Raw genomic sequence first — 19937 nt, 5'->3', positions numbered from 1 at the left:
GTTCAGGTTGTACACGGCCCCTGTAGGAGCTGCCGAACGCGGCCCGAACCTTCGCCAGTTCCTACAGGGATTGCATCTGGCGCGAAACACGCGTCAGGCCGGGTAGCCGGTGATCTTGCGAATGCTTTGGTACAGAGGCTTGAGCTGTCGGTACATGCGCAGGTAGACGTCTTTGTACAGTTGCTCATAGATCTGCTGCGCCTCGGGTTGCGGCATGAATACCGCGCCGACCCGGGTCATGGCAGCCATCGCCGTGGGAAAATCCTCGTGCAGCCCAAGCCCTACCGCGCAGCAAATGGCCGCTCCCAGACCGGACGCTTCGTAGACATGCGGACGCTCGGCCGGCAGGCCGAAAATGTCGGCTGTGAGCTGCATCGCCGCATCACTCTGGGAGCCTCCACCGGCGACTCGCAAGCACTTGACGGAGACCCTGGAACGCTTCTCGATGTTCTCCATGCCTTGGCGCAAGGCATACGCCAGTCCTTCGAGGATCGCCCTATAGATATGTGCGCGGGTATGCACATCACCGAAACCGATCATCGCGCCCTTGGCTTCCACACCCGGCTCGCGAATACCGGGCGACCAGTAGGGTTGCAGCATCAGGCCCATGGACCCCGGCGGCACTGCGTTAACCAGCGCGTCGAAGAGTTGCTCAGGCTCTACTCCCTGTGCTTTGGCCTGCTGCATTTCCCGCAGACCGAATTCGTTCTTGAACCAGCTAACCATCCAGTAGCCGCGATAAATCATGACCTCGCAGTTGTATTGATCCGGCACCGCAGATGGGTAAGGCGGAATCAAAGGGACGATTTCCAGGTAGCGCGACCGCGTACTGGTGATCGTCGCCGTGGTGCCGTAGGACAGGCACACCGTGTCCGCGTCGACCACGCCGGAACCCAGCACTTCGCAGGCCTTGTCGGCACCGGCGGCGATCAGGGGCAGGCCTTCGGGAATGCCGGTGTGGCGGCTGGCTTCGGCGCTGATATGGCCCAAGGTTTCACCGGGTTTGTGCAGGCTGGGTAATTGCTCGGGACGCACCGCCAGTGCCTGCCATTTCCAGTCGGCGGGAGCAGCCCAGCGCAGGCGTTTGAAGTCGAAGGGCAGGTAGCCGACGCAACAGCCCACCGAATCGACAAAACGCCCGCACAGGCGATGGGTGAGAAACCCCGAGAGCAGCAAAAATTTGTCGGTCGCCGCCCACACCTCAGGCTGGTGGCGCGCGATCCAATTGGCCTCGGCCTGGGCGCGAAAATAATCCACAGTGGCTTGCGCGCCGACCAGTTTGAACAGCCAGCCCCACGGCCCCTTGATGCCGCCTTCGACTTCGGTCTGGCGTTGATCGAGCCACAGGATCGCCGGGCGTAGCGCCTTGCCTTGGGCATCGACGTTGATCAATGTGCCGCGCTGGGTGGTCAGGGACACGCCGGCAATCTCTGTACGATCAATGCCGGTTTGCTGCCATAACTGCTGGCAGGCCTCCCCCAGTTTCGCCCAGTAATACTCCGGGTCCTGCTCGGCCCAGCCGGGTTGTGTCGAGTAATAGGCCTGCAGCTCGACCTTGCCTTTGCCCAGCAGATTGCCCTGCAGGTCAAAGAGCAGTGCGCGCACGCTCTGGGTCCCATTGTCGATGGCCAGCAGGTAACGCTTGTTCGGATGGTTATCCATGGAGCTCTCTTCAATGGGCATGGGTCGCGCACATTCCTGAATTTTTATAATCCGTAGCAGCCATAACCCGTAGCAGCTGTCGAGCGGAGCGAGGCTGCGTCCGAGAACAACGTTTTCGCCATCCCTGCTCCGGAGTTTTTTCTGAAACACCGAGTTGGATTTTTTACGAGGGCTTCGCCGCCGAACGGCGCCTCGCTGCGCTCGACAGCTGCTACAGGGCTACGGGTGCTCAACGCGGCAGCTGGGCAAACCATGATGGTGTTGCCATAACGCCTGATAGCGCTGCTGCTCCTGCTGCCAGCGCTCATCGTCCCAGCCCAGCCGTGGCTGGCAGAGTTGACGGATTTTCGGCCAATAGTCCTCGGCACCCCGAGGCAGCAACAGGCCCAGTCGGGTTCGGCGCAGCAGCAGGTCATCCAGGTGCAGAACCATTTCCGTGTCGCAGGCAAAGGCCAGCTCTACCCACAAGGTGTCAGTGGCACCAACGGTGTCACGGCCCAGTTCTGCGAGTAGTTGCGCCAACCTCGGCAGGTCACGGCCATGCCGCCCGGCCAGGCGCCGCCACTGGCTGCCATTGAGCCCCGCAATCGCCAGCGGCGGCACGACGGCAAACACCGGCGCACCGTCATCACTGAGGGGGCGCCCGAGCATTGTCGCGCAGGCCTTGAGCACTTCGATGGCCTGCGGGCGAAAGGTGGTCAGCTTGCCGCCGGCCAGGGTCACGCAGCCGGGCTCCAGCCACAGCACATGCTCACGGGTTTCATTGGACGGTTTGCCGTGGTGCTCACCCGCAGCGCCGCCCACCACCGGGCGCACGCCCGACCAGGTCGACAGCACATCGGCGGCGACCACTTCGGCCCGGGGGAACTGCTGGGTGCAGGCGGCGAGCAGGTAGTCGAGTTCCTCGGGGCTGATGCTCGCGCTCTGGTCCAGATCCTCTTGATGATCGAGGTCTGTGGTGCCGACGACCGTGGCGCCCTCCCAAGGAAAAACAAACACCGGTCGACGGTCGCGCTCGTGCAGGAAGGTGAAGGCCTGTGCCACCGGCAGGCGCCATCCCGGCAGCAACAAATGACTGCCTCGCAATGGGCGCAACTGACGAGGGGCGTCGGGCGCGCGCAAGCGTTCGGCCCAAGCGCCGGTAGCCACGGCCAAAACGCGACACCGCAATGGCAGTGACGAGCCGCCTTCGCAGTCCTCGACTTGCACCCCGCAAACCCGCCCCTCTTCACGCAGCAACTGCTGCACGCGCATCCCGTTGAGCACCACGCCGCCGTCGGCCCGAGCCTCGCCCAAAACGCGCATCACCAGGCGGGCGTCATCGGTCAGTGCGTCGACAAAACAGGTGCCACCCAGCAAGTGATCTTCCCTCACCCCCGGCGCCAGATAACGCAGCTGTTGCGCGTCATGGAAGTGATGGTTGCGCCGCCCGGCCAAGGCGTCATAGATGCTCAACAATCCACCCAGCACCCGCGGGCCGGGAAAGCCGCCACGGTAATGCGGCATCATGAAACTCATTGGCTCCACCAGCCCCGGCGCTTCGTCGAGTAGGCGCTGGCGTTCGCGGACCGAATCGCGGGTCAGGCGCCACTGGCCCTTGGCGATGTAACGCAAGCCGCCATGGACCATTTTCGAGGACCGGCTGGAGGTGCCCCAGGCAAAATCGCGCTGTTCCAGCAGCAGGCAGCGCCAGCCTCGGCGTGCGGCTTCACGCAGGATGCCGGCGCCACTGATGCCGCCGCCAATGACAATCAGGTCCCAGGTTTCTTCCGCCAGCGTCGGCAGCACTTGCTGCCGCCACGCGGCGTTCCAGTCCAGGCTCATGGCCGTCACTCCTGCAGCAGCGTGCCAGGGTTCAGTCGCCCGGCCGGATCGAAATGCCGGCTCAGCGCCTGCAAGGTGTCCATCGCCAGCGCGCCCTTCTCCCGCAGTAGGTAGGGTGCATGGTCCTTACCCACACCATGCTGGTGACTGATGGTGCCGTGGTTGTCGACGATGGTCTGGCTGGCCGCCTGCTTGAGCGCCTGCCAGCGGGCAAGCGTGGCCGGGTAGTCCGCCGCGGGACGAAAGACATAGGTGGTGTAGATGCTCGAGCCTTCGCCATAGACATGGGACAGGTGGGTGAACACATGCACCCGCTCGCCTTCAGCGGCCAGTGCATCGCGCAGGCTGTTTTCGATCAGGGTGAGCAAGTTGTCGACATTGCTCCAGTCGGTGGCGGTTTCCAGGGTGTCCACCACATAACCGGCGTTCCACAGGTTCTCGCGCAGGTAGGGAAAACGGAAGCGGTTCTGCGCCCACTTCTTGCCGAGCAAGGTGCCGGTGAACACCCCGCCGAAAGCCTTCAGATGCTGCCGGGCCTGACTCAGGGACAGCGCATTTTGCCGGCGATTGCCGGTCACGCCGAACGTCAGCAGGCATTTGCCCACACCGGCACCACGCAGGGCCAGGTACTTTTCCAGCCAGGCGATCTGCTGCGGGTGACCGGCCAACGCCAGCTGGGTTTCGGTTTCCACCGCGTTGGACAAGCGCAACATCGACAGCGGCACGCGCGCCTGGGCCAACTGGCGGATGGCTTGCAGCGCCTGCGGCCAGTCGGGCAGAAACACCCCGTAAAAACGCTCATCGACCGGTAGCGCGCTGACCCGCACTTTGACCTCGGAAATAATCCCGAAACGGCCTTCACAGCCCAGCACCACCTCGCGCAAATCGGGACCGGCGGCCGAGGCCGGGAAGGTGGCGATTTCCAGAGGACCGGCAAAGGTTTCCAGGGTGCCACCAGCGAACAGTTGCTCGATTCGCCCGTAGCGCAGCGACTGCTGGCCACTGGACCGGCTGGCGACCCAACCGCCAAGGGTCGACAGTTCCCACGATTGCGGAAAATGCCCCAAGGTGTAACCACGGGCGCGCAGCTGACTTTCCACCTGCGGCCCCGTGGCGCCGGGGCCGAAAGTGGCCAGTAGGCTCTGTTCGTCGAGGTCCAGCAGGCGATTCATGCGGGCCAGGGAAACCGTCACCACTGGCCGCGCGGAACTCGGTGGATTGATGTGCCCGGCCACCGAAGTGCCGCCGCCGTAAGGAATCAGGCACAGGTCTTGCGCCTGAGCGAGCGCCAGCAACTGACGGATCTGTCCGGCGCTCTCGGGGAAGGCCACGGCATCGGGATAAATCCCCGGTGCTCCTTCGCGCAACGCCAGCCAGTCCGGCAGGCTCTGACCCCGTGCATGCAGCAAACGATCATGCGCACCCACGCTGTACAAGGGGTATTCCTGCAGCCGCGACGCCGGTACGCGGGCCAATGCCACCTCGAGCGTTGCATCGGGCAGCGTGCGACCGGCACCGAGCCGTTCAGCGAGAAATCCCGCGCCTTGGGCCGGCAGTTCGACCACCGTGGTTGCATCTCCCCAGCCGTTCCAGCGTCGCATGCGTGTGTCCTTTTGCGGTTCTTATCAGTATGTTTCAGGCCCCCATACTAGCCAGCTGCCCGAAAGTGTCACGGTCGTATCCGGCCAGTTCGAGTAGCCAATTGAGTCAAACGTCGCGCAAGTGTCAGCCATTTACTTTAGCTGTGGTTTCAAATTACCTTTCAGGGCATTCATCCGCGCACGCGGGCCTTGATCAAAGGAATACGATCATGCAATCCCTGGGCTTCACCTCGGTTCCTCCGCTGCTCAAATACCTGCGCCATGCCGAACAACTGGGCGTGGCCATCGAGCCTGCGTTGGCGGCTGCCGGGTTGCAGGCGCAGCAGTTGAGTGACAACAGCCTGCGGTTGCCGGGTGAGGCCCATGAACGGTTGCTCGATTATTTCTGCGAACACTCGGGCGATCCGTTGTTCGGCCTCAACTCCGCGCGTTTTGTGTTGCCCAACTCCTGGAGCGTGCTGGGCTACATCACCATGAACTGCGCAACCCTGGGCGATGCCATGAGCCGCATCATGCCGTTCGAGAAGCTGGTGGGAGACATGGGGGTCAGCCGCGCCGACGTGCAGGACGGCGACGTGCATCTGATCTGGACATGCCGCCATCAACGCCCGCGAATCCGTCGGCACCTGGTGGAAAACGTGCTCGGTTCCTGGCTGCAATACGCGCGCTGGATCGCCGATATCCAGCTGTCGCCGGCCGCCGTCTGGCTCGAACATGCACGCCCGGCCGACACGACGCTGGCGCATTACGAACAGTTCTTCGACTGTCCGGTGCTGTTCGACCAGCCTTACTCGGCACTGATTGTCCCGTTGACGTATTTGCAGTTGCCATTGCGCCAGGCCGATGCGCAATTACTGCGCACACTGGAAGAACATGCCCTGGGATTGATGGCCACGCTGGAGGATGCGTCGCTGGAGCAAAGGGTCAAAAACATCCTACGCCAGTTGCTCAAGGAAGGGCTGCCGCGCAAGGAGCAGGTGGCCGAGCAGTCCGCGGTGTCGGTGCGCACGCTGCAACGCCAGCTGCATCAGGCGGGCACTTCGTACCAGCAGATCCTTGATGACCTGCGCCAGGAGCTGGCAGAGCATTACCTGCTGAACAGCACCTTGCCGATTCAGGACATCGCCCAGTACCTGGGTTTCACCGAACCACGTTCGTTTCACCGTACGTTCAAAAGCCGGCGCGGAATACCGCCTGGCGAGTTTCGCCAGACCCACCGGGTGTCGGATGAAGGCTGAGCGCTAAAATCCGACATACAAATCCTCGATTTTTGAAGTGCAATAAACACACTGCATCGCAGGTGTTTAAAGACACTCAACGTTACGCGACAAAGCCCACAAATCCTTGCGCCGCTGCCTACGACTGCGCCAGAATCCGCCGGTTTTTGCGCTGGCGGGCTGCTCGGTAACTTGGATCTCGTCACTGATTCCCAGTGATCGAGCTTAGCGGCTCGGTAGGTATCCACGGTTGTACAAGTCCTATCCAGTCAGGCTCTCGCCTGCACTCGATGGTGGCTGTGCGCATGGCATCTTCGGATGCACCGGGTTTGGATGCTTACCGGTCCGCTAACTTGCGCACAGCTGCCTCCCTTTCGCTTAGCGGCGAAATGGACGCAGCCTCTTTAGAGGTAAGCATCCATGTTCAAGGAAACGCCAAACCCGCCGCCCACCGATCCGGCATCCCCCTACGAAACACCGGAATCAAAGAAATTCCACGCAGCCGCCGAGCGGGCCCTCAACCACTATCTAGGCCCTCCGGCCGCCCACGTCATGGCCAAACCCTACCACCCCAACCGCCTCTACATGGCCAACCCGGCGTCCGGCACCGAACCCTTGCTGACCGACGCCTGCGAAACCCTTGGCTCAGCCACCGTCATGCTCAACGACTTCGCCGCCTTGCTCGAAGGCTCGCACCGCAAAACCGTGCAAGGCATCGCCCAAGTAGTCATGGTGGCGGAAATGGCGGTCAATCAAGTGTTGGATAAACCAGTGCCCTCTGAGTGATCAATACGGTGACAACGCCGCTTGCTACATTGGCCTCTGCTCCATGAACGAAAAAAGCCCGCTGCCAAACCGCAAGGGTTTGGCAGCGGGCTTCTTTGCGCGGCTTGCAACTTTTCCGCTCAGAGGCTGATCGCGTTGGTGAACACCAACCGATTGCCGAACGGGTCGGCGATGGTCATGTCCTGGCTGCCCCACGGCATGGCCTGAATCTGCGGGTGCGAAAACGTGTATTCCTTGGCGATCAACTGGTGCTGGAACAACTCAAGCTCATCGGTCTCGATCCGCAAGGCTGAACCCGGCGTCGCATCGCCGTGGTGTTCGGACAGGTGCAGTACGCATTCGCCGCGAGACACCTGCAAGTACAACGGGAAGTTCGCTTCGAAACGGTGCTGCCAGTCGATCTTGAAGCCGAGGAAGTCGACGTAGAACTCCAATGCCTTGGTCTCGTCGAAAATCCGCAGGATCGGGGTGGTTTTGCCGAAGCTCATGGAGTTGCTCTCGCCAAGTGGAAAACAGCCGCATGCGGCGGATAGTGAATCAGAATCAACGTACAGTTCTGATGCTGTGTGTTTCATACGACTCGGGATTCTTGTCTATCCCCGCGAAGTAGAAGTAACCATAGTCTTGCAGGTAGTAGTACGTTTGCGTGCGAACGTACTTCCCTGACTGCACTCGACATTTAAGTTTTTTAGCGGATCCGCTCAGCGCGTTATGCAGTTCGCTGGCCACCAGCTCACTCATGACCGTGCAGTCCGTGCTGCTTTCATAACGATAGGTCTCACCGAGCACCGAGTTCACGACCCTGGATGTATCGCTGTATCCAAGTTGGCCATTAATGGGCATGTGCTGCCAATCGCCGTGAAAAGTCAGGCTGGTGATCATGTTCGTGTCCTTGACCGAAGTATCTTCCATCGACGTAAAGTACATTTGGCCGGTCAGCGTGAACATGCCTCTGAAACTGATGTTGTTGTGTTCATAACCGACATCCACCGAACGCTCACTCAACTGCTGTGAAGCCGGGTCGGTTTCAATGAAGATTTTCTGATTGATTTCACTGTTTCTTCCCGGGGAGATGTACTGGCCGACCACCTCAAGATAGTTCAACGCCTTGATCGGTGGCGGCATGTTCAACGCCTTGATAGACGCAGCAACATCATCGGCAAGCGGTGGTAATTGGACTGGCGCTTGTTTTTTTATCCGGGGAACAAAAAGAGGCAGTGTCAGAGTCGACTGAGGGTTGTCGCACACCATTGTGAACATCAGACGGTCATCCAGGGGACGACTGGACATGGACTGAGGGGTCCGCACAAAACCTTCCTTGCCATCGGTCACCGTATTGCTCGCATCCAAAGCGTAGCCCGTGAGCAGGCGGTAAGTCTGCTTTGTGCAATCAATGGCGAGGTGCTCACGCTTCTGCGAGTAGGGAGCACTGTACGGTACGTCAAGGGCGACCGCTGGATAATCCCGAGCGGCCCACAACTTGAGTTCGGCCCCTTCAGTTTTCAGGCTGTTGCGATCAATCAGCAACCACGGCTCATCACCGCTGTTTCTCACCACACGCCAATCGGGCACTGGCGTTTCGGCACAAGCCTTGATGAAGCCAGGGTTGCTTTTCAGCACAGGGTAAACAGAAGACGGAATCGTCTGTCCTGCCGTGTACTGTTGGTTATTCACGCCCAGATACCGGCGTCCTTGACCGCCGAAATACAAAAGGCGGGCCTGAGCAGCCATGCAAGAAGCCTCAAGCTGTGCTGTCAAACCTGCCTCTGCCGGCGTTCCTTCTGACTTGCTGAGTTGAAAGCTCAGTACATCGCCTTCGCGCAGAACTGAGTCGGCCACAATGGGGTTGACCAAGACACCACTGAACAGTCTTTGCGCCTCCGCAGCCTGCCGCGCCTGAGGGCTGACGCAACCCGCGAGTAACGAAAGGGCTACCAGTAAAGTAATGCGATGCATGAGATTCCCTAAGCAGTCGATGCCAACTCCATCAATGCATAACGATTCGGCGCGAAGGCGGGAATCTTTAGTCTCACAATGCCATCATTGAGGAAACGTTCACATAAACCCGTCACGCAAATCCCCTTCCCGCGCCAGAAACCGCCCTTCACGTTCCCCGTTCGCCTGCCCTTCGCTGTAACTCAACACGCCGTTGACCCATACACCTTCAATCCCCTCCGCCGCCCGTTGCGGGTCACTGAAGTCCGCCACGTCGCGAATGGTCAGCGGATCGAACAACACCAGGTCCGCCCAATGACCTTCACGGATCTCACCCCTTTCCTTCAAGCCAAAGCGCGCCGCCGACAGGCCGGTCATTTTGTGTACGGCGGTGTGCAGCGCAAACAGCCCGACGTCGCGACTGAAATGTCCAAGCACCCGTGGGAAAGCGCCCCACAAGCGCGGATGCGGGAACGGGTCTTCCGGCAAACCGTCAGACCCGACCATCGACAACGGATGGGCGAGGATTCTTCGCACATCGGCCTCGTCCATGCCGTAGTACACCGCGCCGGCCGGTTGCAGGCGGCGGGCAGCGTCAAGCAAAGGCACGTTCCATTCGGCGGCGATGTCCATCAGGTCGCGGCCGCCCAGCTCCGGGTGCGGCGTGGACCAGGTGATGGTGATGCGATGGGCGTCGGTGACTTGCTTGAGGTCCAGGGTCGAAGAACTCGCCGCGTAGGGATAGCAATCGCAACCCACGGGATGAGTCTTCGCCGCTTCCTCAAGCGAGGCCAGCAATTGCGGACTACGCCCCCAGTTACCGACCCCCGCGCATTTGAGGTGGGAAATGATCACCGGGGATTTCGCATGCCGGCCAATCTGGAACGCCTCGTCCATGGCCTCCAGCACCGGTTCGAATTCGCTGCGCAAATGGGTGGTGTACACCGCGCCGAATGCCGTCAGCTCTTCGGTCAGTTGCATCACTTCGTCGGTGGACGCCGAGAACGCGCTGGCGTAGGCCAGGCCGGTGGATAACCCCAACGCGCCGGCCTCAAGACTTTCACGCAGTTGCTCGCGCATCGCGCCGATTTCCTCCGCCGTGGCGGTGCGAAACAGGTCGTCGAGATGGTTGCTGCGCAGGGCGGTGTGGCCGACCAGTGCTGCGACGTTCAGCGTGGTGTTTGCTGCTTCGACAGCCGCGCGGTAATCGCTGAACTTCGGATAAACAAACGCTGCGGCAGTGCCGAGCAGGTTCATCGGGTCGGGCGGATTGCCCTTCAAACTTACTGGCGAAGCGCTGATCCCGCAGTTGCCGACAATCACCGTAGTTACGCCCTGGCTGAGCTTGGGCAACATCTGCGGCTGGCGGATCACCACCGTGTCGTCGTGGGTGTGCACGTCAATAAAACCCGGCGCCAGAACGTGGCCGGCGGCGTCGATTTCTTCGTGGGCGGTGGCCTCGTGCAAGTCGCCGATGCGCGCGATGCGGCCATTCAGAATCGCCACATCGGCGGGGTAGCCGGGGCGGTTGCTGCCGTCGATGATCAGGGCGTTGCGAATCAGCGTGTCGTACAGCATGTCAGTCTCCCAGCGGCAAGTGATCGTCGCCGCCGCGGTAATCGTCGAGGGCGAGTTTGATCCGCCGCAGACGTTCTTGATTGTCTTCAGGATTGGCCAGCGCCAGCTCGGTGGCAAGCACGTCGATGGCCAGCAGCATGCCGTAGCGCGCCGCCGTGGGTTTGTAGATGAACGAGGTCTCGACGCCTTGCAGCGGCAGCAGCACATCCGCCAATTGCGCCAGCGGCGAATCGGCGCGGGTGATGGCGATAATGCGTGCGCCGTAGTTGCGGGCCAGCGCGACCACTTCGAGCAACTCGGGCGTGATACCGGTCAGTGAGCAGGCGATGATTGCATTGTCGGGGCCGAGGCTGGCGGCGGTGACGCGCATCATCACCGGGTCGTGGCACGCCGCAATCGGGTAACCGAAGCGCACCAGCCGCACTTGCAGCTCATCGCTGCACAAGGTCGAGCAACCGCCCAGGCCGAAGGCATGAATCATCCGCGCCTTGCCCAGCAGTTTCACCGCATCGGCGAACCGCGATTCGTCGAACGCCGACAGATGCTGACGCAGGGTCGACTCGATATCGCCGACGATCTGCCCGTAGAACGCCGACTGATCCGGCGTTCCCGCCGGATCAAGGAACCGGCTGCCGACGCCGCTGGCCTGGGCCAGTTGCAAGCGCAAGTCGCGCAGGTCGCGACAGCCCACCGTGCGGGCAAACCGCGACAGCGTGGCGGTGCTGACCTCCGCCCTCTGCGCCAGTTCATCGAGGCTGGCGGCCGAGGCAAAGCCAACGTCGTCGAGCATCAGCCGCGCGATGCGTCCTTCACCGGCGCTGAAGGAATCCTGGCGGGCGCGGATCTGGTAGAGGATGTCCATGGCAGGCGGCTCCGGTTAGATCAGGTAAGAAAGACCCACGGTCATCGCGAAAGCCACCACCGAAATAATGGTCTCGAGCACCGTCCAGGTCTTGAAGGTCTGGGCAACGGTCATGTTGAAGTATTCCTTGATCAACCAGAAGCCGCCGTCGTTGACGTGGGAAAAGATAACCGACCCGGCGCCCGTCGCCAGCACCAGCAACTCCGGGTGTGGGTATCCCAGACCGATGGCCACCGGCGCGACAATGCCCGAGGCGGTGGTCATGGCCACGGTAGCGGAGCCGGTAGCGATCCGCATCAACGCCGCAAACAGCCAGCCCATGATCAGCGGCGACAGGTGAAATTCGTCAGCCAGGCTGACGATCTGATTGGTCACCCCGGCGTCCACCAGAATCCGGTTCAAGCCACCGCCGGCGCCGACCAGCAAGGTGATGCTGGCGGTCGGCGCCAGGCATTCGTTGGTGAACTTGAGGATCGATTCGCGGTTGAAGCCCTGGGCGATGCCGAGGGTCCAGAAGCTCAGCAGGGTCGCCAGCAACAGCGCAATCACCGAGTTGCCAATGAACAGCAGGAACTGGTTAAAGCCGCTGCCTGGTGTGGAAATCAGGTTGGCCCAGCCACCGATCAGCATCAACACCACCGGCAGCAGAATGGTCGCCATGGTGATTCCGAACCCCGGCAGGCTGTCGCGCGGTTCGCGGTCGAGGAACTGGCGTTCCAGCGGGTTTTCCGCCGGCAGTTGAATGCGCGGCACGATGAACTTGGCGTACAGCGGGCCGGCGATGATCGCCGTTGGAATGCCGATCAGGATCGCGTACATCAAGGTCTGCCCGACCGAAGCCCCATACACCTGCACCGCCAACATCGCCGCCGGGTGCGGCGGCACCAGCGCATGCACCACCGACAGCCCGGCGACCATCGGCAAACCGACCATCAAAATCGACACGCCAACCCGCCGCGCCACGGTAAAGGCAATCGGCACCAGCAACACAAAACCGACTTCGAAGAACAGCGGCAACCCGACCAGAAACGCGATGCAGACCATCGCCCAGTGCGCGTTCTTCTCGCCGAAACGGTCGATCAAGGTCCGCGCCACCTGCTCGGCACCGCCGGACTCGGCCATCATCTTGCCCAGCATCGTGCCCAGCGCCACGACCAGCGCAATGTGCCCCAGGGTTTTGCCGACCCCCGCCTCATAAGCGCCGACCACGCCGGACGGCGGCATGCCCGCCAGCAGCGCGAGGCCGATGGAAACGAGAGTGATGACAATGAACGGATTGAGTCGGTAACGGGCGATCAGAACGATCAGGGCAATGATGGCGATGGCGGCATACACCAGCAGCCAATAGCCGAAGGACAGGGTCATGCGGTACTCCTCGAAAGGGTCACGTCGAATGGATTGTGAAACTCTTAAATCATTTCGATGCGTGACTTTCAAACGAGGTGAAAGTTATTTTCGTGCAGAGGTAAGGGTTGTCGCGCAGAGGTATGCGAGGTCGGTGGATATGAAAATCAGGCAGGCGAATTTTCATCCTGCCTGCCGGGATGGAGCGTCAGTCGTGATTCACACGAGCGCGCTTGAGCAGTTTCTGGGAATGCCCCAGCCTCAGCAGCCCGAACGCCAGCATGATCAGGCCACCGAGCAACACGGTGGCGAGCAAATACTGCACGCCGTGCTGCACCACCAGCGCGACGATCACCACCGCCATCGAACCCGCCGCACCGGACACCATCCCCGGCCGGCCGCCGAAGAGCGCGGTCAGTGTGCAAATGATGAACGCGCCGTAAAGCCCCATCAGCGGATTGAGGTGGGCCACCAGCGCGAAGGTAATGCATTCGGGGAGCAGGGCGAAAGAAGTGGTGAGTCCGGCCAGGACATCGGCGCGCAGACGTTTGGGTTTCATGGAGGATTGAACACGACAGGGAGAGAGGGCGCGGATGTTACGGAACTGAGTACAGCCCGGCCAGCTGTTGGGACTTCGCAAATGCATTCGCGGGCAAGCCTCGCTCCTACAGGTATTGTGCCGCTCGCTAATTCCAAGAACGACACAAAAACCTGTAGGAGCGAGGCATGCCCGCGAAGAACGATGACGCGGTCTACAGCGAACTCACACCATCTCGTCACGAATCCATTCAACCACCGACGTCCGTTTCGGCACCCAGCCCAGCAATTCACGCGCATGCTTGCCGCGAACCCGGCTGTTCGAGCCCAGGCCATAGTTGGCCATTTCATAACCCCATTCGGCTTCGGCGTCTTTCAGCGGCCAGTCTTGCGCCTTGCCCAGTTTCAGGACTTCAGCCATGGCCGTGGTCATGTCGATGAAGGACGCCTCACCGCTTTCGACGAAGTAGAACGTGCCCGGTACATTCTTGGTCAGTGCCAGCAGATACAGGGCGACCACGTCTTCGATGTGCACGTTGGACCAGATGTTCTGACCCGTGCCGACATGGCGAACCACACCACTTTTACGCGCCTGTTTCAGCAAGCGCGGCAATTGCACGCTGTCGCGATTGACGCCCAGGCTGTGACCGTAGATCAGCGTGTTACAGATGACGGCCGAATTCACGCCGTCGTTGGCCGCCGCGAGGATCAGGTTGTCGATGGCCACACGGGCGGCCTTGTCGACGGTCGGTTCCGGCAGGTTGTCTTCGACGTAGATGACGTCACTGGATTTACCGCCCGACGCATCGCCGACGATGCTCGAACCGCTGGTGTGCAAGAACACTTTGTGGGAGCCGCGCAGTGCGTCGATCATGGCTTGCACCGCGCCGCGATGGTCGCTGCTGGCGGCGTTGATCACAGCATCGGCCGCGCGGGCCTGTTCGGCCAGTAGTGCGCTGTCGTCAAGAGTGCCGATCACCGGGGTGATGCCCAGCGCGCTCAGCTCATTGGCTTGTTCTTCACTGCGCACCAGGCCGGTGACCTTGTGGCCAGCGCGAACCAGGCCAGTGGCGATGGAGCCGCCGATGAAACCTGCAGCGCCGGTAACGAATACGTTCATGGAGAAACTCCCTGCGTTAATAAGTGATGCAACGAGTATCGAGGACCGCTCCGTGCCGAAACAGACCCTGTTGCCCAATTCACTCTTGCGCCGGAGTCACGAATCAGCCCTTGAAGTCCGCATTCGCGTAAGCCGCCAATTTGCCCTGAATGAAGTCCAGGAAGCACTGAATCCGTAGGGCAAGTTGCGAGTTACGGTAGTACACCGCGTTGATCGGCTGGCGATAGCCGCTGTTGAAATCCGCCAGCAACACTTGCAATCGACCCGCGCGGATGTCGTCGATCGTCATGAAGTGCGACAGACAGGCAATGCCCTGGCCTTCCAGCGCCAGGTGCCGGATCGTCTCGCCGCTGGAGGCGCTGATCGACGCCTGAATCGGCCAGCGATCACCGTGCACATAGCGCAGCGGCCACTGATTGAGTCCCTCGTTCTGGGTAAAACCCAGCAACGCATGCCCGGTCAAGTCCGCAACCGCCGTCGGTGTGCCGTGTTGCTCAAGGTACGCCGGGCTGGCGACGATGTGCAGCGGGCTGCAACCCAGCGAGCGTGCGTGCAACGTCGAGTCGGCCAGGGTGCCGATGCGGATGGCGATGTCGGTGCTTTGCTCCAGCAAATCGATGATCAGGTCGTTGCTGTTGAGTTCAAGCTGGATGTCCGGGTAGAGCCGGCGGAATTCATCGATGTACGGCACGATGGCGTGCAGCATGAACGGCGACGCGGCGTTGATCCGCAGACGCCCGGACGGGGTTTGCTGACGTGAGTTCAGGCGTTCTTCAAGCTCGTCCATCTGATCGAGAATCAGCTTGGCGTGTTCGAAGAAATACTTGCCCTCCTCGGTCAGGTCCATGCGCCGCGTGGTGCGGTTGATCAGCGTGGTATCGAGTTTGGCCTCCAGCCGCGACAACGTACGGCTGACCGCCGAAGGCGTTTGCCCGACCTGCTCGGCCGCAGCGGAAATCGACCCGCACTCAATCACGCAGACGAAAATCTGCAACTCATCGGATCTGGCTTTCACGTGTGTCCCTTATCGATACTCAGCACCGCTCTACTGTACAGAGGAAATCTCTTGTGGCGAGGGAGCTTGCTCCCGCTGGTGCGCGAAGCGGACCCAAAACCAGCGACTGCAGTGGTTCAGATAGATCACGCCTGCTGACTTTACGACGGCTTCGCCGCCGAGCGGGAGCAAGCTCCCTCGCCACAGGTTCGTGCCGGGTCAGCTATCGATAGTAGCCGAGCCTCACGCCTTGAGGCCAAACACCTCAGTCAAGTGCTGCTCATAGCGCGCCACATCAGCCTCGATATTCGGGCGTTTCATCACATCGACCGCCAGGAAGGTTGGCAAACCGGTCATGCCGAGGAATTCGTTGGCCTTGTGAAACGGGAAGTACACCGCGTCCACGCCCTTGCCTTCGAAAAAGTCGGACGGGTCGTCGAAGGCTTGCTGCGGTGCGTTCCAGGTCAGGGACAACATGTATTGCTTGCCCTGCAACAGACCACCGCTGCCGTACTTTTGCGACGCATCGGAGCGCGTGCGGCCATCACTGGCGTACAGGCTGCCGTGGCCTTCGGTGAAGACTTCGTCGATGTACTTCTTGACGGTCCAGGGCGCGCCCATCCACCAGCCGGGCATCTGATAAATGATGACGTCGGCCCAAAGGAATTTGGCGACTTCTTCAGCGACGTCGTAACCCTCGTCGATGAAGGTGGCTTTCACATCGACACCGCCGCGATCCAGCACGCTCAGCGCGGCTTCATGCAGGGTGGTGTTGTAGCGGCCATCGGAGTGGGCGAACTTTTTGCCGCCATTGAGTAACAGGACTTTTTTCATGAGAAGTCTCGGAAGGTTGGAATTCGATGGCGGCAGAGTAGCGATCTGCCTCGCGCGGAATAAGCGCTGAATTCACAAAATTCATTTGACCAATACGCACGAATCGACAGGCGATTGTTGCCATACACTTGCGCCGATTCTGAACTTGAGGAGATTTTCTGATGAGTGAATTGCAAGGTTTCATCCTGCACGCCAAGACCCGCCCGGAAAAATCTGACGCCTTCGAAGCGTTTTTCAGCGGCCATGTGCAAGCAAGTCGCGCCGAGCCCGGCTGCATCGAGTACCACATGCTGCGGGACAAACAGGACCCGACGCTGTTTATCTTCTACGAGATCTGGCAGTCCCAGGCGCACCTCGACGTGCACTCGAACCTGCCGCACATGCAGCAGTTCCGCGACATGCGCATGGAATACCTGGAACGGGATTTTGATATCCGCGCCATCGACATGCTCAGCACGTCGTCCGCTACCCGCTGATCAGCAAGTGGCCGCCGAGCACGCCGAGGCCGATGAAGAACACTCGTTTGAACAGCACGGCGCTGATCCGCTGACGCAGCCATTGGCCGAGCAACATGCCAAGTACCGCCGGGATCAGCACCAGCAGCGACGCACTCAATTCGCCACCGCCCAAAGCGCCGCGCCATAACAGCCCGGCGGCAAGGGCGAGCGTCGAGACGGTGAACGACAGACCTAGCGCCTGCACGAGTTCGTCCTTGCACATGCCGAGGGCTTGCAGATAAGGCACCGCCGGAATCACGAATACACCGGTGGCCGACGTGATGACGCCTGTCAGCACTCCGCACAGCGGCCCGAGCCAGCGTTCGGTGCTGCTGCCGACACGCAAGGTCGGCAGGAATAATCCGCTCAAGGCGTAGAGCAACAGCGCCGCTCCCAATGCCCGCACCACCCAGTGCCCCCCGGCCATACCAATCCACAACGTGCCAGCGCCAGTGCCGATGAAGATCGCCAGCAACATCGGCCACAGGCGTTTGATCAAGCCGAGCAAATGCCCACCGAATGCCAGCTGCCAGACGTTGGTCAGGGTCGCGGGGATGATCAGCAGCGCCGCAGCCTGCGACGGCACCATAGCCAGACCGAGCAAGCCCATGGCGATGGTCGGCAGGCCGAGGCCGATCACACCCTTTATCATTCCGGCCAGGAGGAAGGTGGCGATGACCAGTAATGAAAGGGTCAGACCGAGGTTTTGATAGAACGCAGCGAGAGTATTCATGGGGCAATGGTGAGCCCTGGCTGGCTGATTGAAAATCTGCCATATACTGATTTTGCCTCTTGTTTTGGCAGAGGCTGAAGAATCTATTGATGCAACTGACGCCTTCGCGGGCAAGCCTCGCTCCTACAGGTTTGCGGTGCTGATCCGGACATCATCAAACCCTGTGGGAGCGGGCTTGCCCGCGAAGGCGTCCGCCCAGACAACAAACATCCAGAGGCCATAACAATGCACTTCGACCTGACCGACCTGCGCCTCTACCTGAACATCCTCGACACCGGCAACATCACCGCCGGTGCCGCCCGCAGCCATTTATCCCTGGCAGCCGCGAGCGCACGCATCCGCGCGATGGAATCGTCAATCGGCATCGACTTTCTGGACCGCGGTCGCCGCGGTGTCACGCCGACACCGGCCGGCAAAGCCCTGGCGAAACACGCCCGGGCCCTGCTGCAACAAGCCGAACGCCTGCAGCAGGACCTGGCCGAATACGCCAAGGGAGTCAAAGGTCAGGTGCGGTTGCTGTGCAACACAACGGCGATCACCGAATACCTGCCGGAGTTGCTCGCCGATTTTCTGCGCGAACATCCGAACCTCGATATCGATCTTCAAGAGTTGCCCAGCGCCCGCATCACCCATGCGTTGCGCCAGGGGGCGGCGGATTTAGGGATCGTGTCCGATGCGGTGGACACCGAAGACCTGCACACCCGGCCGTTTCGCGATGACCCGCTGGTGTTGATCTTGCCTCCTGACCACCCCCTGAACGAACAACCGTCACTGACCTTCGCCGACACCTTGAGCCACGACTACGTGGCCTTGGGCGCCAGCAGTGCCTTGGCGATCCACTTGGAAGAACAGGCCCTGCACATTGGCCAGCGCATGCCGATCCGCATTCGCGCTGACGGCTTCGACGGGGTCATTCGCATGGTCGCTCGCGGTGCAGGGCTGGCCATCGTGCCACGGGTGGCCATCGAGCGCTGGCCGCAGGTACAAGCGGTCACGTCCCGCTCTCTTCCCGAAGACTGGGCCAACCGCACACTGAAAATCTGTGCCCGCGACGTCGACAGCCTGCCCGGTTACGCCCGGGCCTTGCTGGAGGCGCTGACGCCGGGAACGCCTTGACTCTACCGTTAGGGGCAGACTCTATGCTGCGGGCTTCATTTCAGGAGTACACGCAATGAGCAAACGAATGCTCGTGATTCTGGGTCACCCCTCCACCGACAGTTTCTGCGGGGCGCTGAGCGAAACTTACGTCCAGGCCGCCAAGGATGCCGGGCATGATGTGCGCCTGCTGCGGCTGGATGCGCTGGACTTCGACCCGGTCCTGCACGAGGGCTATCACACGATCCAGCCCCTGGAGCCAGACCTGTTGCAAGCCCAGGCCGATATCACCTGGGCCGAACACCTGACGTTCGTTTATCCGATCTGGTGGGGCGGGATACCGGCCTTGATGAAGGGCTTTGTCGACCGCATTTTCCTGCCCGGCTTTGCCTTCAAATACCGTGAAGGCAAGGCCTTCCCCGACAAACTGCTCAAGGGCCGGACCGCGCATCTGCTGGTGACCATGGACACGCCGCCCTGGTATTACAAATGGGTCTATCGCATGCCCGGCCTGCACCAGATGCGCAAGACCACGCTGGAGTTCTGCGGCATCAAGCCATTGAAGACCCTGACTTTCGGGCCGATCCTGGGCTCCAAGTCGAGCCAGCGCGACGCCTGGCTGGAACAGGCCCGCGTCACCGCCAGCCGCTGACGCGCCCCTCGCTGTTTGCTGACGGCACGCACTCGCCGTCAGCCCCTTCCCACGTCCCCCTCAAGCGGTCGTTCGTCGGTTGTGCGCGTCATTTACACGCCGCTGCAAACTTTGAATGTTATTCACTATATTATTCGCTCCGATCAGGCATGAGGCCTGGTCGCGCTACGCCCTGTTTGATCATCGAGACGGATCTATGTATATCGGCAAAGCCGCCCAGCTGTCGGGCACCACAGTCAAAAGCATTCGCCATTACGAAGAAATCGGCCTGTTGCCCGAGCCCAAGCGTGAAGGCAAATACCGCATCTACAGCCAGCAGAGTGTCGAGGTGTTGACGTTCATCAAGTGCGCCCAGCAACTGGGTTTCAAGCTCAAAGAGCTGCAGGTGATGTTGAACAACTACCGCGGTGACGAATTTCCGTGGGACATGGCGCAAAAAGCGATCGCCGAAAAAAAGGCCGAGCTGGTCTCCCAGATCGGCGCTCTACAGCAATTGCACAACGGCCTCGAAGAATTCGAAAGCAACCTCAAAGATGCCCGAGAGGAATGTCAGTTCGAGCGTATCGCCCGCTATGGCGAAAAAAACCCGAGCAATACGCTGAACTGAAGACCCTGCTGCGCTGGATTAACCGGCTCGCAGGCCACTAAGGTGCCTGCGGTGCCGGT

General features: G+C 60.9%; 19 protein-coding genes. 6 read left to right on the top strand and 13 right to left on the bottom strand.

Going from position 1 to position 19937, the window contains the following annotated elements; all coding sequences use genetic code 11:
• Window positions 1-93: 93 nt before the first annotated feature.
• The 3 genes from ACA051_RS03720 to ACA051_RS03710 form a co-directional block, all read right to left on the bottom strand.
• A complete protein-coding gene (locus ACA051_RS03720; RefSeq protein ID WP_497307759.1) occupies window positions 94-1662 on the bottom strand; it encodes an FGGY-family carbohydrate kinase in 1569 nt (522 codons plus the stop codon).
• Window positions 1663-1881: 219 nt separating this feature from the next.
• Window positions 1882-3486, bottom strand: coding sequence for a glycerol-3-phosphate dehydrogenase/oxidase (locus ACA051_RS03715; RefSeq protein WP_497373554.1), 1605 nt, complete (start codon window positions 3484-3486; stop codon window positions 1882-1884).
• Between the two features lie 5 nt (window positions 3487-3491).
• Window positions 3492-5087, bottom strand: coding sequence for an FAD-binding oxidoreductase (locus ACA051_RS03710; RefSeq protein WP_497307755.1), 1596 nt, complete (start codon window positions 5085-5087; stop codon window positions 3492-3494).
• Window positions 5088-5296: 209 nt separating this feature from the next.
• Between ACA051_RS03710 and gliR the strand changes: the two genes are divergently transcribed.
• Complete coding sequence (gene gliR, locus ACA051_RS03705; protein WP_497373552.1) at window positions 5297-6325, top strand: AraC family transcriptional regulator GliR; 1029 nt, start codon at window positions 5297-5299, stop codon at window positions 6323-6325.
• A 399-nt stretch (window positions 6326-6724) separates the two neighbouring features.
• On the top strand, window positions 6725-7090 hold the full coding sequence (locus tag ACA051_RS03700) for a DUF6124 family protein (protein ID WP_497373550.1): 366 nt from the start codon (window positions 6725-6727) through the stop codon (window positions 7088-7090).
• A 119-nt stretch (window positions 7091-7209) separates the two neighbouring features.
• On the opposite strand, the gene ACA051_RS03695 is transcribed toward ACA051_RS03700, so the two are convergent.
• The 9 genes from ACA051_RS03695 to mdaB all read right to left on the bottom strand — a co-directional run bounded on the left by ACA051_RS03695 (window position 7210) and on the right by mdaB (window position 16294).
• Complete coding sequence (locus ACA051_RS03695) at window positions 7210-7578, bottom strand: glyoxalase superfamily protein (RefSeq protein ID WP_497307749.1); 369 nt, start codon at window positions 7576-7578, stop codon at window positions 7210-7212.
• A 55-nt stretch (window positions 7579-7633) separates the two neighbouring features.
• The gene (locus ACA051_RS03690; protein ID WP_497307747.1) at window positions 7634-9046 is read right to left on the bottom strand and encodes a hypothetical protein; all 1413 of its coding nucleotides are present in this window, start codon (window positions 9044-9046) and stop codon (window positions 7634-7636) included.
• A gap of 99 nt (window positions 9047-9145) precedes the next feature.
• A complete protein-coding gene (locus ACA051_RS03685; protein WP_497373548.1) occupies window positions 9146-10603 on the bottom strand; it encodes an N-acyl-D-amino-acid deacylase family protein in 1458 nt (485 codons plus the stop codon).
• A 1-nt stretch (window position 10604) separates the two neighbouring features.
• Window positions 10605-11465: a MurR/RpiR family transcriptional regulator gene (locus ACA051_RS03680; RefSeq protein WP_497307744.1), complete on the bottom strand. Its 861-nt coding sequence runs from the start codon at window positions 11463-11465 to the stop codon at window positions 10605-10607.
• 15 nt (window positions 11466-11480) lie between these two features.
• On the bottom strand, window positions 11481-12830 hold the full coding sequence (locus ACA051_RS03675) for a GntT/GntP/DsdX family permease (RefSeq protein ID WP_497373547.1): 1350 nt from the start codon (window positions 12828-12830) through the stop codon (window positions 11481-11483).
• Window positions 12831-13017: 187 nt separating this feature from the next.
• Window positions 13018-13368, bottom strand: a complete 351-nt coding sequence (locus ACA051_RS03670) for a SulP family inorganic anion transporter (protein ID WP_497307742.1) — start codon at window positions 13366-13368, stop codon at window positions 13018-13020.
• Between the two features lie 204 nt (window positions 13369-13572).
• On the bottom strand, window positions 13573-14466 hold the full coding sequence (locus ACA051_RS03665; RefSeq protein ID WP_497307740.1) for an NAD-dependent epimerase/dehydratase family protein: 894 nt from the start codon (window positions 14464-14466) through the stop codon (window positions 13573-13575).
• A gap of 103 nt (window positions 14467-14569) precedes the next feature.
• Window positions 14570-15481: a LysR substrate-binding domain-containing protein gene (locus ACA051_RS03660; protein WP_497373545.1), complete on the bottom strand. Its 912-nt coding sequence runs from the start codon at window positions 15479-15481 to the stop codon at window positions 14570-14572.
• Between the two features lie 222 nt (window positions 15482-15703).
• Complete coding sequence (gene mdaB / locus ACA051_RS03655; RefSeq protein WP_497307736.1) at window positions 15704-16294, bottom strand: NADPH:quinone oxidoreductase MdaB; 591 nt, start codon at window positions 16292-16294, stop codon at window positions 15704-15706.
• Window positions 16295-16455: 161 nt separating this feature from the next.
• On the opposite strand from mdaB, the gene ACA051_RS03650 reads away from it, so the two are divergent.
• Complete coding sequence (locus tag ACA051_RS03650) at window positions 16456-16770, top strand: putative quinol monooxygenase (RefSeq protein ID WP_497307734.1); 315 nt, start codon at window positions 16456-16458, stop codon at window positions 16768-16770.
• Here the strand turns inward: ACA051_RS03650 and ACA051_RS03645 are convergent.
• Window positions 16760-17524 (bottom strand): sulfite exporter TauE/SafE family protein, encoded by a 765-nt coding sequence (locus tag ACA051_RS03645; protein ID WP_497373543.1) that lies wholly within the window; start codon window positions 17522-17524, stop codon window positions 16760-16762. The two genes, ACA051_RS03650 and ACA051_RS03645, sit on opposite strands and share 11 nt — an antisense overlap.
• Window positions 17525-17749: 225 nt before the next feature.
• Here ACA051_RS03645 and ACA051_RS03640 point away from each other — a divergent pair, with 225 nt between their 5' ends.
• The 3 genes from ACA051_RS03640 to ACA051_RS03630 all read left to right on the top strand — a co-directional run bounded on the left by ACA051_RS03640 (window position 17750) and on the right by ACA051_RS03630 (window position 19878).
• Entirely contained in the window at window positions 17750-18640 is an 891-nt protein-coding gene (locus tag ACA051_RS03640) for a LysR family transcriptional regulator (protein WP_497373541.1), read from the top strand.
• A gap of 55 nt (window positions 18641-18695) precedes the next feature.
• On the top strand, window positions 18696-19271 hold the full coding sequence (locus tag ACA051_RS03635; protein ID WP_094469238.1) for an NAD(P)H-dependent oxidoreductase: 576 nt from the start codon (window positions 18696-18698) through the stop codon (window positions 19269-19271).
• Window positions 19272-19467: 196 nt separating this feature from the next.
• A complete protein-coding gene (locus ACA051_RS03630) occupies window positions 19468-19878 on the top strand; it encodes a MerR family transcriptional regulator (RefSeq protein WP_497307728.1) in 411 nt (136 codons plus the stop codon).
• Window positions 19879-19937: the final 59 nt, after the last annotated feature.

It is taken from the genome of Pseudomonas sp. LBUM1669 (genome assembly GCF_059695705.1).
The sequence above is the reverse complement of the archived record's forward strand: the minus strand, read 5'-3'. Positions and strand labels throughout refer to the sequence as shown.